Here is a 17482-nt window from a genome sequence, read left to right on the forward strand (position 1 = left end):
GTGGGGGATCGCGCGGCGGTCGAAAAGGTCCTCGCCGAGGCGGCGGCCGAAGGACGGTCCTCGCTGACCGCGCCCGAGGGGCGTGCGGTCTGCGAGGCGTACGGCATCCCGACGCCCGCCGAACGGCTGGCGACCACGGCCGAGGAAGCCGTGACGCACGCGGAAGCCATCGGGTTGCCGGTGGTGCTCAAGATCGTCTCGCCGGACATCCTGCACAAGACCGAGGCCGGCGGCGTGCTCGTCGGCCTGCGGGACGCCGACGCGGTGAAGGCGGGCTTCACGAAGATCGTCGAGAACGCGAAGGCGTACGACGCCGGCGCGCGGATCGTCGGCGTCCAGGTGCAGCAGATGCTCACCGAGGGGCAGGAGGTGATCATCGGCTCGGTCACCGACCCGACGTTCGGCAAGGTGGTCGCGTTCGGCCTGGGCGGCGTCCTGGTGGAGGTGCTCAAGGACGTCACCTTCCGGCTCGCGCCGACGACCACCGGGGAAGCGCTGTCCATGATCGACGGTATCCAGGCGGCGGAGATCCTGCGCGGGGTCCGCGGGTCGGATCCGGTCGACCGGGACGCGCTCGCCGCCGTGATCACCGGGCTCGGGCAGCTGGTCGCCGACTTCCCCCAGCTGTCCGAAGTGGACCTCAACCCCGTGCTCGCGACCGCGACCGGGGCCACCGCGGTCGACGTCCGGATCCTGGTCGACCCGGACGCGGCGAAGACCCCGCACCGGTTCACCCAGGAGGAGATCCTCGCCTCGATGAACCGGATCATGAAACCGGCGTCGGTCGCGGTGATCGGCGCGTCCGCCGAAGCCGGCAAGATCGGCAACTCGGTGATGAAGAACCTGGTCAACGGCGGTTACGCGGGGGAGATCCACCCGATCAACCCCAAAGCCGCCGAGATCCTCGACCGCAAGGCCTACGCCAGCATCACCGACGTGCCCGGCGATGTCGACGTCGCGGTCTTCGCCATCCCGGCGAAGTTCGTCCCCGCGGCGCTGGAGGAGGCCGGCCGCAAGGGCGTGGCGGGCGCGATCCTCATCCCGTCCGGCTTCGGCGAGACGGGCAACATCGAGCTGCAGGACGAGGTCGTCGCGATCGCGCGCAAGCACGGCGTGCGGATTCTCGGGCCGAACATCTACGGCTACTACTACACGCCGGAGAACCTGTCGGCGACATTTTGTACACCGTATGACGTCAAGGGCGGCGTGGCGCTGTCGTCGCAGAGCGGCGGCATCGGGATGGCGATCCTCGGCTTCAGCCGCTCGGCGAAGATGGGCGTGTCCTCGATCGTCGGCGTGGGCAACAAGGCCGACATCGACGAGGACGACCTGCTCACCTTCTTCGAACAGGACGACAACACCCAGCTCGTCGCGATGCACCTCGAAGACCTGAAGGACGGCCGCTCGTTCGCGGAGACGGCCAAGCGGGTCTCGCAGCGCAAGCCGGTCGTCGTGCTGAAGGCCGGCCGGACCTCGCAGGGCGCCAAGGCGGCCAGTTCGCACACGGGCGCGCTGGCCGGCGACGACAAGGTCTACGACGACATCCTCCGCCAGAGCGGGGTCATCCGGGCGCCCGGGCTGAACGACATGCTCGAGTACGCCCGCGGCATCCCGCTGCTGCCGACGCCGAAGGGCGAGAACGTCGTCATCATCACCGGCGCCGGCGGTTCGGGCGTGCTGCTGTCGGACGCCTGCGTCGACAACGGGCTGAGCCTGATGGAGATCCCGCCGGACCTCGACACGGCGTTCCGGGAGTTCATCCCGCCGTTCGGCGCGGCCGGCAACCCCGTCGACATCACCGGCGGCGAGCCGCCCTCGACCTACCGCAACACCATCGCGCTGGGTCTCGAGGACGACCGCATCCACGCCCTGATCCTGGGCTACTGGCACACCATCGTCACCCCGCCGATGGTGTTCGCCGAACTGGTGTCCGAAGTGGTCGAGGAGTACCGCGCGAAAGGGATATACAAGCCTGTTGTCGCGTCGCTGTCCGGCGACGTCGAAGTCGAGGAGGCGAGCGACTACTTGTACGACCGCGGCGTCGTCGCGTACCCGTACACGACCGAGAAGCCGGTGGCAGTGCTCGGCGCGAAGTACCGCTGGGCGCGGGCCGCGGGCCTGCTTTGAACCTGAGTCAACGGTGACGAAGGAGAACTCACATGACCGCAGCCACGTATCAGGAGATCACTGACCAGAACGGAAGAGTTTACCGGGTAGGCGAGTCCCCGCAGGACATCATGGGGCGCTCACGCAGCTGGATGGTCTGGCTGCCCTGGATCGCCATGATGGCGGTCAGCGTGTTCGAGTACGGCTGGGGCGCCGTCGAAGGCACGCTGGAAGAGAAGTACGGCTGGACGCTGTCGGACGCGTTCTGGCTGGCCAGCATCTGGGCGGTGTTCCAGGCCGGCGTGGCCTTCCCGGCCGGGCGGCTCCGGGAACGCAACGTCGTCTCGGCGAAGACGGCGATGCTGTTCGGTGCCCTGTTCAGCGGTATCGGCTACTTCACCATCGCGCACAGCGGGAACCTCACGCTGGCGTTCATCGGGTACTCGGTCCTCGGCGGCACCGGCGCCGGGCTCGTGTACGCGACCTGCATCAACATGGTCGGCAAGTGGTACCCGGAGAAGCGCGGCGCGCGGACCGGGTTCGTGAACGGCGGGTTCGCCTACGGCTCGGTGCCGTTCATCTACCTGTTCAGCGCGTTCCTCGGGCACGAGAACGTCACGGGGGTGCTCGACGGCATCGGCCTGTACATGCTGGTCGTCGTCGGCGTCTGCGGGTTCCTGTTCAAGGACCCGCCGAAGAGCTGGTGGCCGAAGGAGGTCGACCCGCTCACGTGGGCCAAGGGCAAGGCCGGGGTGACGACCCTCGCGAAGAACCCGCCGGCGGTCCGCCAGTTCACGCCGATGGAGGCGATCCGGACCGGCATGCTCCCGCTGATGTGGGTGTGCCTGGTGATCATCGGCGGCGTCTCGCTGTTCGGCATCAACTTCCAGGTGCCGTTCGCCAAGGAAAGCCACTTCGGCGCGTTCGTCGCGGCTTCCTCGGCCGGCGTGCTGGCCATCGTGAACGGCACCGGCCGCGCGGTCGTCGGCTGGGCGTCGGACAAGCTCGGGCGCAAGCAGACGCTCACGCTGGTGCTGGTGATCGCGGCCGGCGCGCAGTTCGGCGTGCTGTACGCCGGGAACACGCACAACCTGGTGCTGTTCATGGTGTTCGCGTTCCTGACCGGGTTCGGCGGCGGCGCGTTCTACCCGCTGTTCGCGGCGCTGGTGCCGGACTACTTCGGCGAGAACAACAACGCGTCGAACTACGGCCTGGTCTACAGCGCGAAACTGGTCGGTGGCGTCGGCGGCGGCGGGCTCGCCGCGGGGGTCATCAGCGCGTGGGGCTACACCGGCGCGTACATCCTCGCCGGGTGCATCGCGCTCCTGTCCGCGGTGCTGACGCTGTTCCTGCGCCAGCCCGGCCGGACACGCCACCAGCTCGCCGAAACCGAGCTGGTGGCGCGGCCATCCGCCGCGGCGGGCGGCTAGTCCGGTATCCCGCTCCCCGGTCCTGCCGAAATCAGGATCGGGGAGCTTCCGGACGTTCGTGGTAGGCCTGGCGGGTCCGTTCGGTGTGCTTGGCCATGATCGCCTCGGCGTCGTCGGCGTTCTGGGCGGCGATGGCCTGGATCAGCTCCTCGTGCTCGTTCCACGCGTCGCGCCCGCGGGGCCGGGCGATCGGCGTGTAGTACCAGCGGACCCGGCGGTCGACCAGGCCGATCAGCTCCGCGAGCACGGCGTTCCCGGACAGCTCCGTGATGAACGCGTGGAGCTCGGCGTTGGCGCTCACCAGGCCTTCGGTGTCCTGCTCGGCGAGCGCCCGGACGCCCGCCTTCTGCAGTTCCCACAGGCGGAACACGTCGGCGGGGGTGGCCCGGCCGGCGGCGAGCTTCGCGGAATGCGCTTCCAGCACGCCGCGGACGCTCAGCAGCTGGTCGGCCTCTTCGTCGGTGGGCAGGTGCACGAACGCGCCCTGGGCGGGCCGGAGGTCGACCCAGCCTTCGCTCTGCAGCCGCTGCAGGGCTTCGCGGACGGGCTGCCGGCTGACGCCCAGGTACTCGGCCAGGTCGGCCTCGACCAGGTGCTGCCCGGGTTCGAGGGTGCGGTTGATGATCAGCTCGGCGAGGGCCTCGTAGACGACCTGCCGCAGCGGCGCGGGCCGTTCGACGCGCTTGGCGGCGGTCGAGCTGAGCGAGCCCTTGGCCGTGCGGCGGCCGGTCGGGCCGCGGTCGGGGAGGGGCGAAGCGGGCTGGCTCACGGGACACCTCGGAAGGGGAGAGGAACGCGATGATCTCTGCTCAGGATACAGGTTTTGGTATGCAAAATCCCAGAATCTCACCCTGTCGGAGTTTCTCGCGCTCTCCCGACCACGAAAACCTGGTTTCCTCAGTGGATCCAGGATACTGTATGCAATCGAGCGACCAGGGAGGCACATCATGAAGGTGGCTGTTCTCGGGGCCGGGGCGATCGGTGCCTACGTCGGGGCCGCGCTGCACCGCGGCGGGACCGAGGTGCACCTGATCGCCCGGCGCGCCCACCTCGCCGCGATGCGCGAGCACGGCGTCCGCGTGCTCAGCCCGCGCGGTGACTTCACCGCCCATCCCCACGTGACGGACGACCCGGCCGAAGTCGGCGAAGTGGACTTCGTGTTCCTGGGCCTCAAAGCCAACTCCTACGCTTCCTGCGGACCCCTGCTCGCCCCGCTGCTCGGCCCGGAGACGGCGATCGTGGCGGCGCAGAACGGCATCCCGTGGTGGTACTTCCACGGCCTGAAGGGACATCCGCTCGAAGGCCGGCGGGTCGAGACCGTCGACCCGGGCGGCTCGGTGACCGCCGTGCTCGAACTGCGGCGCGCGATCGGCTGCGTCGTCTACTGCTCGACCGTCATCGAGGAACCGGGCGTGATCCGGCACCTGGAAGGCACCCGCTTCTCCCTCGGCGAGCCCGACGGCGAGATCTCCGCGCGCTGCAAGGTGCTCAGCGCGGCCATGATCGCCGGCGGGCTCAAGGCGCCGGTCGAACCGCGCCTGCGCGACGACATCTGGATCAAGCTGATGGGCAACGTCGCCTTCAACCCGCTCTCGGCGCTGACCCGGGCGACCATGGCCCAGATGTGCGAGCACGACGACACGCGCGCGCTCGTCGCCACGATGATGACCGAAACCCTCGCGATCGCCCGCGCGGCGGGCAGCGACCCCGGTGTCTCGGTCGAGAAGCGCATCGACGGCGCCTGGCGCGTCGGGCACCACAAGACGTCGATGCTGCAGGACCTCGAAGCGGGCAAGCCCCTGGAGATCGACGCGATCATCGGCGCGGTCGTGGAGCTGGCCGGCCTCACCGGCGTGCCCGCGCCGGCGCTGCGGCACGTCCACGCCGCCATCTCGCTGCTCGACCACACCAGCAACCCGCCCGTCCCCGTCGGGGCGCACTGAACCGGAGGTGCCCGTGAAGCGCAGGAACCCCGAGCCGTACGTGCGGCTCACCCAGCCCCTGGTGCGCGACTCCGGCGTGTTGCGGCCGGCCACCTGGGAAGAGGCCCTCGACCGGGCCGCCGCCGGGATCCGCCGGACCCTCGGAAGCAAGGGCCCCGAGGCGTTCGGGATGTTCTCGTGCGCCCGCGCGACCAACGAGATGAACTTCGTCGCCCAGAAGTTCACCCGCGCGGTGATCGGCACGAACAACGTCGACTCGTGCAACCGCACGTGCCACGCGCCGAGCGTCGCCGGGCTGGCCCGGGTGTTCGACAGCGGCGGCGGGACGTCGTCGTACCAGGAGATCGAGGACGCCGACGTCATCGTCATCTGGGGCGGCAACCCCCGCGAGGCGCACCCGATCTTCTTCCAGCACGTGCTCAAGGCCGTCCACAAGGGAGCGAAGCTCTTCGTCGTCGACCCGCGGCGGACGAGCACCGCGAGCTGGGCGCACCGGCAACTGCAGCTGGAGGTCGGCACCGACATCCCGCTGGCCCACGCGATCGCCCGCGAGATCATCCACTCCGGACTCGCCAACACGACGTTCATCGAGCGCGCCACCGAAGGCTTCGCCGAGTTCGCCGCGTCGGTCGAACCGTGGACCTTGGAGGTCGCCGAGAAGACCACCGGCGTGCCGGCCGAGCTGATCCGCGAACTCGCCCACACCTATGCCCGCGCCGACCGCGGGCAGCTGTCGTGGACGCTCGGCATCACCGAGCACCACAACGGGACCGACAACGTCCTCGCGCTGATCAACCTCGCGCTGCTGGCCGGGCAGGTCGGCCGCTACGGCGCCGGGCTGAACCCGCTGCGCGGCCAGAACAACGTCCAGGGCGGCGGCGACATGGGCGCCATCCCGGACCGGCTGCCGGGCTTCCAGGACGTCCTCGACGCCGGCGTCCGGGCGAAGTTCGACGCCGCGTGGGGCTCGTCGATCCCGCCGCACAAGGGCCTCAACCTCACCCAGATGCTCGACGCGATGGAACGCGGGGACCTGACCTGCGTGTACATCATCGGCGAGAACCCGGTCCAGTCCGAAGCGGACTGTGAACACACGATCAAGCGGCTGTCCAATGTGGACCACCTGATCGTGCAGGACATCTTCCTCACCAAGACCGCGCAGCTGGCCGACGTCGTGCTGCCGGCGTCGGCCGCCTGGTGCGAGAGCGACGGCACCTTCACCAACTCCGAACGCCGCGTCCAGCGCGTCCGCAAGGCCCTCGACCCGCCGGACGGCGCGCGCGACGACATCGAACTGCTGTCGGAGCTGGCGCGCCGGCTCGGCCACGATTGGCACTACACCGGCGGCGAAGAGGTCTGGGACGAGCTGCGTTCGCTGTCCCCGATGCACGCCGGGATGTCGTACGCGCGGCTGGAAGAGCTGGGTGGCATCCAGTGGCCGTGCTACTCCGAGGACACCCTCGAGCCGACGTTCCTGCACGGCCGCTTGTGGGCGGAGGACCCGGCCGAGCGCGGCCGCCCGGCGCCGTTCACGGTGCTCGAGCACAGCCCGCCGGTCGACCTGCTCACCGAGGAGTTCCCCATCCGGCTCACCACCGGCCGGCGGCTGGACTCCTACAACACCGGCGTCCAGTCCGGCGGGTTCCCCTCGCCGCTGCGGCAGGGCGAGACCCTCGACCTCTGCCCGGAGGACGCTCGTTCGCTCGGCGTCGAACCCGATGAGCTGGTCCGGATCTCGTCGCGCCGCGGCGAGATCGTCGCGCCGGTACGGCTCGACAAGGGCCTGAAGCCCGGGCTGGCGTTCATGACCTTCCACTTCCCGGACGAAGTCGACGTCAACGTCATCACCATCGAAGCGACCTGCCCGATCGCCGGCACCGCCGAGTACAAGGCCGCGGCCATCCGCGTCGACAAGCTGGCGGTGTGACGATGGACCTCAAGCTCCTCGACGCCGTCGCCTCCCGGGAGGAACGGGAGGCGGTCGCGGCGTTCGCCGGCGGCGGTCGCGACCAGCTGCTGCCCGCGCTGCACGCGGTCAACGACCGGGTCGGCTGGATCAGCCAGGGCGCGCTCAACCTCATCTGCGAGGCGCTGCACGTCCCGCCCGCCGACGCGTACGGCGTGGCGAGCTTCTACTCGCTGTTCGCGCTGGAGGAGCGCCCCGAACGCGTGGTGCACGTGTGCACCGACCTGGCTTGCCGGCTCAAGGGCGCGGACACCGTGTGCGACGTCCTCACCGAGCACGTCGGCGCCGCGGGGAAGGCGCGCGGCGGGGTCACGTGGCTGCGCAGCCCGTGCCTCGGCGTCTGCGAACGGGCCCCCGCGGCGCTGACGTTCCAGGCCGGCGACCCGGCCACCACCGAACTGCTCGCCCCGGCGACCGGCGCGTCGGCCGTGCTGGGGGCGGGGCGCGGGCCGTCCGCTTCGGACGGTGCGCCACCGGTCATCCACCAGCAGGACGGACTGCGGCTGCTGCGCCGGGTCGGCGTGGTCGATCCGTCCAGTTTGGACGACTACCGGGCGGCCGGCGGTTACGCCGCGCTGCGCAACGCCCTGCGCATGGGCGAGGCCGCGGTGATCCGCGAAGTCACCGACTCCGGCTTGCTCGGCCGCGGTGGCGCGGCGTTCCCGACCGGGCGCAAGTGGGCGGCCACGGCCGCGCAACCCGCCGGGCCGCACTACCTCGTGTGCAACGCCGACGAGAGCGAACCCGGCACGTTCAAGGACCGCGTACTGCTCGAAGGCGACCCGTTCGCGCTGGTCGAGGCGATGACGATCGCCGCGTTCGCGATCGGCGCCCGGCAGGGCTACGTCTACCTGCGTGGTGAGTACCCGCGGGCGCTGCGGTTGCTGCGCAACGCCTTGGCGGTCTGCCGGGAACGGGGGTTCCTCGGCGTGGACATCATGGGCCACAAGGGGTTCTCGTTCGACATCGAGATCCGGCGCGGCGCGGGTGCCTACATCTGCGGCGAGGAGACCGCGATCTTCAACTCGATCGAGGGCTTCCGCGGCGAACCGCGCACGAAGCCGCCGTTCCCGGTCGAGAAGGGCCTGTTCGGCAAGCCGACGGTGGTCAACAACGTCGAGACCCTGGTCAACGTGCCGCTGATCCTCACCGAAGGCGCGGTCGCGTACCGGTCGATCGGGACCGAAGCCTCGGCCGGGCCGAAGCTGTTCTGCTTGTGCGGCAACGTTGAACGGCCGGGCGTCTACGAGGTGCCGTTCGGCACGACGCTGCGCTCGCTCCTGGCCTTGGCCGGGGGAGTACCGGAAGGGCGCTCGCTGCGGGCGATCCTCCTCGGCGGCGCCGCGGGCGGGTTCGTCCGGCCGGACGAGCTGGACCTGCCGCTCACGTTCGAGGACGCGCGGGCGGCGAAGACGACCCTCGGCTCCGGTGTCGTCCTGGTGCTCGACGACCTGGCCGACCTCGGCGGGTTCCTGCTGCGGATCGCGGAGTTCTTCCGCGACGAGTCGTGCGGGCAGTGCGTCCCGTGCCGGATCGGGACCGTGCGGCAGGAGGAGGCGATCCGGCGGGTCCTCGCCGCCGGTTCGGAGGAGCGGCCGTTGCTGCGCGAGGTGGGCGGGGTGATGCGGGACTCGTCGATCTGCGGGCTGGGCCAGACGGCGTGGAACGCCATCGAGTCCGCCATCGACCGGTTGGGAGCGCTGCAATGACCCTTGTGGACATCGGAATTCCCCGTCGGCTGGTCGAGTTCACCGTGGACGGCTCGACCGTGCGCGTTCCCGAGGGATCGACGATCCTCGACGCGTGCACGGCGGCGGGCAAGGAGATCCCGACGCTGTGCTACGGCGACACCCTCGAACCGGCGAACGCCTGCCGCGTCTGCATGGTCGAGGTCGAGGGCTCCCGGACACTGGTGCCGTCGTGCTCGCGCAAGGCGGAGCCGGGCATGGTGGTGCGCACCGATTCCGAGCGGACGCGCACGAGCCGCAAGGTCGTTCTGGAGCTGCTGGCGTCGGCGACGGACCTATCGACCACGCCGGGCGTCGCCGAGTGGATGGATGCGACGGGTGCCGACCCGTCGCGGTTCGGTCCGGACGCGGCGACCGTGGCGCAACCGGCCATTGTGGACAACGAGCTGTACGTCCGGGACTACGGGAAGTGCATCCTCTGCTACAAGTGCGTCGACGCGTGCGGCGACCAGTGGCAGAACTCGTTCGCGATCAGCGTGGCCGGCCGCGGGTTCGACGCGCGGATCTCGACGGAGTTCTCGAACCCGTTGCCGGACAGCGCGTGCGTGTACTGCGGCAACTGCGTCGAGGTCTGCCCGACGGGGGCGCTGAGCTTCAAACGCGAGTACGACAAGCGCGCCGACGGTTCCTGGGACGAGTCGCGGCAGCAGGAGACGACGACGGTGTGCACGTTCTGCGGCGTCGGCTGCAACCTGACGCTGCACGTCCAGGACAACGAGATCGTCAAGGTGACCTCGCCGCACGACAGCTCGGTGACCCACGGGAACCTCTGCATCAAGGGACGCTTCGGCTGGCAGCACGTCCAGAACCGGTAGCGGCAACTGTTCGCTCGAAGGCGCCGTGGCTCGTGGAGCCGCGGCGCCTTCGGCGTTCGGTCGCGGCTCAGGCGGTCTGGCCGGCGCTGAGGTTCCGGCCGTAGTGGGCCGTAGGCGAGCGGTTCGGCTAGCCGCTCGTGCAGGTCTCGCTCACTTCCCGTCGCAGTCGGACCTGCCGCAGTGGCGGCCGCTCGCCGTTGACCGCGAGCCAGCGGACCAGCTATTCTCGATATGCGAAAGAAAAATTCCGCAGAGTGAAATTCGAGGTCGCGATGCCACAAGAAGGGCACTCCCTGCCGTACGTCGCCAACCTGTCGATCCTGTTCAAGGAGGTACCGCTGCTCGAGCGGGCCGCCGCCGCGCGGGAGGCCGGGTTCACCGACGTCGAGTACTGGTGGCCGTTCGACACCGCGGTCCCCGCGCGCGACGAGGTCGACGCCTTCGTCGGGAGCCTGGACGGCGTCCGGTTGCGCGGGCTGAACTTCTACGCCGGGGACATGGCGGCGGGGGAGCGCGGGCTGGTGTCGTGGATCGGCCGGGAGGCCGAGTTCGCCGACAGCCTCGTCGTCGCGCTCGGCATCGCCGAACGCACCGGGTGCCGCAGCTTCAACGCGCTCTACGGCAACCGGCTCGACGGTGAAGACCCCGTCAAGCAGGACGAACTCGCCCGCGTCCACCTCGCGACGGCCGCCGAGGCCGCCGCGAAGATCGGCGCGCAACTGGTCCTCGAACCGCTCTCCGGCGCGGACCGCTACCCGCTCAAGACCGCCGCGGACGCCGTGGCCGTGCTCGACGACCTCGGGCGCGACAACGTGCGGCTGCTGGCCGACCTGTACCACCTGGCAGTCAACGGGGACGACCTGGACGCACTGGCGACGAAGCACATCTCCCGGATCGGGCACGTGCAGATCGCCGACGCACCCGGCCGGCACCAGCCCGGCACCGGCTCCCTGGACATCGACCGGCACCTCGCGAACCTGCAGAACGCCGGCTACGCAGGGTTCGTCGGGATCGAGTACGTCCCGGAACCCGACACCGCCACGTCGCTGGACTGGCTGCCGAAGACCCGAAGGGGACGAGCATGAAACTGGGATTCATCGGACTGGGCGTGATGGGCGCCCCGATGGCCGCGCACCTGGTCGCGGCCGGGCACGACGTCAGCGGCTTCGACGTGCACGCCGCGGCCGGCGAGAAGCTGGCGGCCGCCGGCGGGCGCGCCGCGACGAGCGTCGCGGACGCCGTCGCCGGCGCGGACGTCGTCATCACGATGCTGCCGAACCACCCGCAGGTCGAGGAGGTCGTGCTGGCCGTGGGCGGCGTCCTGGACACCGCCGAGCCCGGCGCGCTCCTGATCGACATGAGCACCATCCGGCCCGAGACGTCGATCGCCGTCGCGGAAGCCGCGCGGGACAAGAAGATCCGCGTGCTCGACGCGCCCGTGTCCGGCGGGCAGGCCGGGGCCGAGCAGGCGTCGCTGTCCATCATGGTCGGTGGCGACGAGGCCGACTTCGAGGCGGCCAAGCCGGTGCTCGACGCGCTCGGCAAGACGATCGTGCACGTCGGCCCGCACGGCGCCGGCCAGGTCGTCAAGGCCGCGAACCAGCTCGTCGTGGGCGGGATCTACGGCCTGGTCGCCGAGGCGATCGTGCTGCTCGAAGCGTCCGGTGTGGACGCCGCCACGGGTCTCGACGTGCTCGCCGGCGGCCTCGCGGGCAGCCGGATCCTCGAGCTCAAGCGCAAGTCCATGGTGGACCGCCAGTTCGCGCCCGGGTTCCGGATCGACCTGCACCACAAGGACATGGGGATCGCGCTGGCCGCCGCCCGGCAGGCCGACGTCGCGCTCCCGCTCACCGGGCTGGTCGCCCAGCTCGTCGCCGCCGGCCGCGCCATGGGCCACGGCTCCCTGGACCACTCGGCCTTGCTGAAGGTCGTCGAACAGTTGTCGGGCCGCGTCCCGGCGGAGGTGTGACATGCCCAGAATCCCCGCGATGCAGGCGGTCGTCGACGTCCTGGAGAGCGAAGGCGTCGACACCGTCTTCGGCTGCCCGGGCGCCGCGATCCTCCCGCTGTATAACGCCCTACAAGGCCGGGCGATTCAGCACCTGATCGTCCGCCACGAAGAGGGCGCGACGCACATGGCCGACGGCTGGGCGAGGACGAACGGCAACGTCGGCGTCGCCATCGGCACGTCCGGCCCGGCCGGGACCAACATGATCACCGGGCTCTACACCGCGCACGCGGACTCGATCCCGATGATCTGCATCACCGGCCAGGCGGCGTCGAACAAGCTGCACACCGAGGCGTTCCAGGCCGTCGACATCGTCGAGATCGCCAAGCCCGTGACGAAGTGGGCGGTGCAGGTCAAGGAGGCCGCGCAGCTGCCGTGGATCTTCCGCGAGGCCTTCCGGATCGCCCGCTCGGGCCGCCCCGGCCCGGTGCTCATCGACCTGCCGATCGACGTCCAGAAGCAGGACATCGAGTGGGACTCGTCGATCGACTCGCCGCTGCCGGTGACGGTCGTGAAGCCCGCGCAGGCCCGGGTCGAACGCGCGCTGGACCTGCTGCTGGCGGCCGAGCGCCCGATCATCCTGGCCGGCGGCGGGGTCGTCCTCGGCGAGGCGAGCGAGCAGCTGCGCGCCGCCGCGGAACGGCTCGACGTCCCGGTCCAGGTGACGCTCATGGGCAAGGGGTCGTTCCCCGAGGACCACGAGCTGTTCGCCGGGATGGCCGGGATCCAGACGTCGCAGCGGTGGGCGAACGCGGCGTTCCTGGAGTCGGACCTGGTGCTGGCGCTGGGCGCGCGGTTCGGCGACCGGCACACCGGCGAGCTGTCGGTGTACCGCGGCGACCGGAAGTTCATCCACGTCGACATCGAGCCCACCCAGCTGGGCAAGGTCTTCGGGCCCGACCTCGGGATCGTCTCGGACACGCGGGAGTTCCTCGACGCGCTGCTGGCGGCGCTGGACGCACGCGAGACGAAGCCGCGCCGGGAGTGGGTCGGGCGCATCGCGGAGCTGAAGGAAGCGCTTCCCCGCCGCGACGACTTCGACACCCTGCCGATCAAGGCGCCGCGGGTCTTCAAGGAGATCAACGAAACCTTCGGCGAGGACACGTACTTCGTCACCGCGATCGGGCTGTACCAGATCTGGTCGGGCCAGTTCCAGACGGCGCACAAGCCGCGGCACTACCAGGTCTGCGGCCAGGCCGGCCCGCTCGGCTGGGAGATCCCCGCCGCGATCGGGGTGAAGAAGGCGCGGCCCGAAGCCGAGGTCGTCGGCGTGGTCGGCGACTACTCGTTCCAGTTCCTCGTCGAGGAGCTGGCGGTGGCCGCCCAGTACGACGTCGGGTTCGTGCTGATCATGCTCAACAACGAGTACCTCGGGCTGATCCGCCAGGCCGAGACCGGCTACGACATGAACTTCGAGGTCGACATCCACTACGACTCGAACGGCACGGACAACGTCAAGATCATGGAGGCCTACGGCTGCTCCGGCACCCGCGTGCTCGAGCCCGGGGAGATCCGGACGTCCCTGGAATGGGCCCGCAAGGAGGCCGAGCGCACCAGCCGCCCGGTCCTGGTGGAGATCATGATCGAACGCGAGGGCAACGCCGCCATGGGCGCCGCGCTCGACGCCGTCAAGGAGTTCGAACCCGCGTAACACCCGCGTGACCACGGCCGCCGCACGAGACCCTGACCTCGTGCGGCGGCCTTTCCGCGCGCCCGCGAAGGCGGTTGTCGGAAAGTACAAACCAGGACCGTAAATTCACCCGTCTTTCAGGGGTTTTGCCGTGGTCCCGGCCACACCCGAGCGTGTGTACTTCTTCACGAAGCAGCCCCGAAAGGACGTCCACAGTGGAATTCCTCCGACCCGCCTCGCTGGCCGACGCGCTCGCCGCGCGTGCCGCGAACCCCGGTGCGGTCCCGATCGCCGGCGGCACGGACGTGATGGTCGAGCTCAACTTCGACCACCGCCGTCCCGGCGCCCTGCTCGACCTCGGCCGCGTCGCCGAGCTCCACGAGCACGGCACCGACGGCGGCCGGATCCGGATCGGCGCGGCCGTGCCGTACACCCGGATCATCGCCGAGCTGGGCACGCGGCTGCCCGGCCTCGCGATGGCCGCGCGGACCGTCGGGTCCCCGCAGATCCGCAACCGCGGTTCCGTGGGCGGCAACCTCGGCGCGGCTTCGCCGGCGGGTGACTCGCACCCGGCGCTGCTGGCCGCCGACGCGGAGGTCGAGATCGCGTCGGTACGCGGAACCCGGACCGTCGCCGCGAAGGACTTCTACGTCGGGGTCAAGCGCAACGTCCTCGAACCGGACGAACTGATCACCGGCGTCCTGCTGGCGCCGGCCACCGGGCCGCAGCAGTTCAGCAAGATCGGCACCCGCAACGCCATGGTCATCGCCGTCGCCGCCTTCGGCCTGGCGCTGCACCCGGAGGAACGCCGCGTCGGCACCGGCGTCGGCTCGGCCGCGCCCACGCCGCGGCGGGCGCTCGAAGCCGAGGAGTTCCTGGCCGGCGAGCTGGACTGGGACGCCCCGAAGGCGCTGAACGACTCGGTCAAGCGCCGCTTCGGCGACCTGGTGGCCGGGGCCGCGTCGCCGATCGACGACGTCCGGGGGAGCGCGGCCTACCGGCGCCATGCCCTGGGGGTCATGGCGCGGCGGACCCTGACCTGGGCCTGGGGCGAATACTGCGAAGGGAGCGCGAAGTGCGCGTGAACGTCACCGTCAACGGCGAGCACCGCCGGGCGGACAACGTCTGGGAAGGCGAAAGCCTGCTCTACGTGCTGCGCGAGCGGCTCGGCCTGCCGGGCTCGAAGAACGCCTGTGAGCAGGGCGAATGCGGGTCGTGCACGGTCTACCTCGACGGCGTCCCGGCCTGCGCGTGCCTGGTCGCGGCCGGGCAGGCCGAGGGCCGCGACGTCGTCACCGTGGAGGGGCTGGCCGACGGGGACGCCCTGGACCCGGTGCAGGAGGCGTTCGTCGAGCGCGGCGCCGTCCAGTGCGGCTTCTGCACGCCCGGTCTGCTGGTCGCGGCCCACGACCTGATCGAGCGCGTCCCGGACCCCAGCGACGTCGAGATCCGCGAGGCCCTGGCGGGGAACCTCTGCCGTTGCACGGGCTACGAGAAGATCCTCGACGCCGTCCGGGACGCGGCCGCGAAGAAGGCCGTCCGATGAGCGCGCCGGCCCGCTCCCCGCAGGAGCTGCACGACACGATTGCGGGCGGTATCGGCGAGAGCCCGTTGCGCCCGGACGGCACGCTCAAGGTGCGCGGCGAGTTCGCCTACTCCTCGGACCTCTGGCACGAGGACATGCTGTGGGGCGCCACGCTGCGCAGCCCGCACCCGCACGCCCGGATCGTCCGGCTCGACGTCTCCCGTGCGCTCGCCCAGCCGGGTGTGCACGCGGTGCTGACCCACGAGGACGTACCCGGTGAGAACGTCTACGGCCTGAAGTACCAGGACACCCCGGCGCTGGCCGCGGACCTGGTCCGCTACCAGGGTGAACCGATCGCCATCCTCGCGGCCGACCACCCGGAGATCGCGCGGCAGGCGCTCAAGGAGATCGTCGTCGAGTACGACGTCCTCGAGCCCATCACCGACCCCGAGCGGGCCGCGCACGACGACACCCTGCCGAAGCTGCACCCGGGCGGCAACCTCGTCCGCCACCAGCGGATCGTCAAGGGCGACCCGGCGGCCACCGCGGACGTCGTCGTGTCCGGCGTCTACGAGATCGGCATGCAGGACCAGGCGTTCCTCGGCCCGGAGTCCGGGCTCGCGGTGCCTGCCGAGGACGGCGGCGTCGACCTCTACCTGGCCACCCAGTGGCTGCACGTCGACCAGCGCCAGACGGCGAAGGCCCTCGGCCTGCCGCTGGAGAAGGTGCGGCTGACGCTCTCCGGCGTCGGCGGCGCGTTCGGCGGCCGCGAGGACCTGTCCATGCAGATCCACTCGTGCATGCTCGCCCTGCGCACCGGCCGCCCGGTGAAGATGAGCTACAACCGCCTGGAGTCGTTCTTCGGGCACGTCCACCGCCACCCGGCGAAGATGTACTACGAGCACGGCGCCACCCGCGACGGGAAGCTCGTCTACGTCCGGGCGAAGATGTACTTCGACGGCGGCGCGTACGCGTCGAAGACGCCGGTCGTGGTCGGCAACGGCACCACGCTCAGCGTCGGTCCGTACGACGTGCCGAACGCGCACATCGAAGGCTGGGGCGTCTACACGAACAACCCGACCTGCGGCGCGATGCGCGGCCTGGGCGCGGTCCAGCCGACGTACGCCTACGAGTCCCAAATGGACAAGCTCGCGTCCGCTTTGGACATGGACCCGGCGGAACTGCGGATCCGGAACGCCCTGAGCGAAGGGTCCACTGTGGTCACCGGCCAGGTGGTCGACTTCCCGGCGCCCGTGGCCGAGCTGGTCCAGCGCGTCCGGGACCTGCCGCTGCCGCCGGAACCGACCGGCGAACGCGACATCCGCGAGCTGCCGGGCGGCGCGTCCAACACCACGCACGGCGAGGGTGTCGTGCGCGGCATCGGCTACGGCGTCACCATCAAGAACATCTCCTACGCCGAAGGCCTCGACGACTACTCGACCGCCCGCGTCCGCCTGGAGGTGCTCGGCGGCGAAGCGGTGGCGATGGTGCACACGGCGGCGGCCGAGGTCGGCCAGGGACTGGTCACCCTGCAGCAGCAGATCGCTCGCACCGAACTGGGCCTGACGCGGGTGAGCGTGCACCCGGCCGACACGAGCGTCGGCGACGCCGGCTCCAGCTCGGCGTCGCGCCAGACCTACGTCACCGGCGGCGCGGTCCGCAACGCCTGCCGCGCGGTCGCCGAGGCCGTCTACGCCCGGCTCGGGGTGCCCGCCGAAGGCATGTCCCTGGTGGGCGGGAAGGTCGTCGCCGCCGACGGCGAAGTCGTCGCGGACCTGGCCGAGCTGCTCGGCGACACCGCGATCGAGGAGACCCGCGAGTTCCACCACCGCAAGACCTACCCCCTCGACCCGGAGACCGGCCAGGGCGACGCCCACGTGCAGTACGGCTTCTCGGCCCACCGCGCGGTCGTCGACGTCGACCTGGACCTCGGCCTGGTCAAGGTCGTCCAGCTCGACTGCGCCCAGGACGTCGGCAAGGCGATGAACCCCGACGCCGTCGTCGCCCAGATCCAGGGCGGCTCGGCGCAGGGCCTCGGCCTCGCCGTGATGGAGGAGATCCTGGTCAAGGACGGGAAGGTCCGGAACCCGTCGTTCACCGACTACCTCATCCCGACCATCCTCGACATGCCGCCGATGCGCGTCGACGTCCTCGAACGCCCCGACCCGCACGCCCCCTACGGCGTCCGCGGCGTCGGCGAACCACCCACGATCTCCGCCACGCCGGCGATCGCCAACGCCATCCGCGCGGCCACCGGCCTCGAGCTGCCGCGCGTCCCGATCCGCCCCGAGCACATCACCGGAGTCTGACC

13 protein-coding genes are annotated in these 17482 nt (G+C 70.7%); 12 read left to right on the forward strand and 1 reads right to left on the reverse strand.

What is annotated here, in order from left to right:
- Together ACIRSS_RS44435 and ACIRSS_RS44440 are read left to right on the forward strand one after the other, a co-directional pair.
- On the forward strand, window positions 1-2127 hold the full coding sequence (locus tag ACIRSS_RS44435) for an acetate--CoA ligase family protein (RefSeq protein ID WP_400906747.1): 2127 nt from the start codon (window positions 1-3) through the stop codon (window positions 2125-2127).
- 32 nt (window positions 2128-2159) lie between these two features.
- A complete protein-coding gene (locus ACIRSS_RS44440) occupies window positions 2160-3536 on the forward strand; it encodes an OFA family MFS transporter (RefSeq protein WP_400906750.1) in 1377 nt (458 codons plus the stop codon).
- Between the two features lie 31 nt (window positions 3537-3567).
- On the opposite strand, the gene ACIRSS_RS44445 is transcribed toward ACIRSS_RS44440, so the two are convergent.
- Window positions 3568-4305, reverse strand: coding sequence for a GntR family transcriptional regulator (locus ACIRSS_RS44445; protein ID WP_400906753.1), 738 nt, complete (start codon window positions 4303-4305; stop codon window positions 3568-3570).
- Between the two features lie 178 nt (window positions 4306-4483).
- Between ACIRSS_RS44445 and ACIRSS_RS44450 the strand changes: the two genes are divergently transcribed.
- The 10 genes from ACIRSS_RS44450 (at window position 4484) to pucD (ending at window position 17480) form a co-directional block, all read left to right on the forward strand.
- Complete coding sequence (locus ACIRSS_RS44450) at window positions 4484-5479, forward strand: 2-dehydropantoate 2-reductase (protein ID WP_400906754.1); 996 nt, start codon at window positions 4484-4486, stop codon at window positions 5477-5479.
- 13 nt (window positions 5480-5492) lie between these two features.
- Window positions 5493-7406: a molybdopterin oxidoreductase family protein gene (locus ACIRSS_RS44455; protein ID WP_400906757.1), complete on the forward strand. Its 1914-nt coding sequence runs from the start codon at window positions 5493-5495 to the stop codon at window positions 7404-7406.
- A gap of 2 nt (window positions 7407-7408) precedes the next feature.
- Window positions 7409-9154 carry an NAD(P)H-dependent oxidoreductase subunit E gene (locus ACIRSS_RS44460; RefSeq protein ID WP_400906758.1) on the forward strand — a complete coding sequence of 582 codons (1746 nt, stop codon included), beginning with the start codon at window positions 7409-7411 and terminating at the stop codon, window positions 9152-9154.
- Window positions 9151-10008, forward strand: a complete 858-nt coding sequence (locus ACIRSS_RS44465; protein WP_400906760.1) for a 2Fe-2S iron-sulfur cluster-binding protein — start codon at window positions 9151-9153, stop codon at window positions 10006-10008. The genes ACIRSS_RS44460 and ACIRSS_RS44465 overlap by 4 nt, the downstream gene beginning before the upstream one ends.
- A gap of 272 nt (window positions 10009-10280) precedes the next feature.
- Window positions 10281-11093, forward strand: a complete 813-nt coding sequence (locus ACIRSS_RS44470; RefSeq protein ID WP_400907798.1) for a hydroxypyruvate isomerase family protein — start codon at window positions 10281-10283, stop codon at window positions 11091-11093.
- Entirely contained in the window at window positions 11090-11977 is an 888-nt protein-coding gene (locus ACIRSS_RS44475; RefSeq protein WP_400906762.1) for a 2-hydroxy-3-oxopropionate reductase, read from the forward strand. Before ACIRSS_RS44470 ends, ACIRSS_RS44475 begins: the two co-directional genes overlap by 4 nt.
- Before the next feature lies 1 nt (window position 11978).
- Window positions 11979-13667: a glyoxylate carboligase gene (gcl, locus tag ACIRSS_RS44480; protein WP_400906764.1), complete on the forward strand. Its 1689-nt coding sequence runs from the start codon at window positions 11979-11981 to the stop codon at window positions 13665-13667.
- 194 nt (window positions 13668-13861) lie between these two features.
- Window positions 13862-14731 carry an FAD binding domain-containing protein gene (locus tag ACIRSS_RS44485; RefSeq protein ID WP_400906767.1) on the forward strand — a complete coding sequence of 290 codons (870 nt, stop codon included), beginning with the start codon at window positions 13862-13864 and terminating at the stop codon, window positions 14729-14731.
- Window positions 14722-15192 carry a (2Fe-2S)-binding protein gene (locus ACIRSS_RS44490; protein WP_364595871.1) on the forward strand — a complete coding sequence of 157 codons (471 nt, stop codon included), beginning with the start codon at window positions 14722-14724 and terminating at the stop codon, window positions 15190-15192. The genes ACIRSS_RS44485 and ACIRSS_RS44490 overlap by 10 nt, the downstream gene beginning before the upstream one ends.
- Window positions 15189-17480: a xanthine dehydrogenase subunit D gene (pucD, locus tag ACIRSS_RS44495; protein ID WP_400906770.1), complete on the forward strand. Its 2292-nt coding sequence runs from the start codon at window positions 15189-15191 to the stop codon at window positions 17478-17480. The genes ACIRSS_RS44490 and pucD overlap by 4 nt, the downstream gene beginning before the upstream one ends.
- Window positions 17481-17482: the final 2 nt, after the last annotated feature.

The sequence above is a fragment of the Amycolatopsis sp. NPDC101161 genome, from assembly GCF_044768185.1.
Taxonomy (GTDB): Bacteria; Actinomycetota; Actinomycetes; order Mycobacteriales; family Pseudonocardiaceae; genus Amycolatopsis.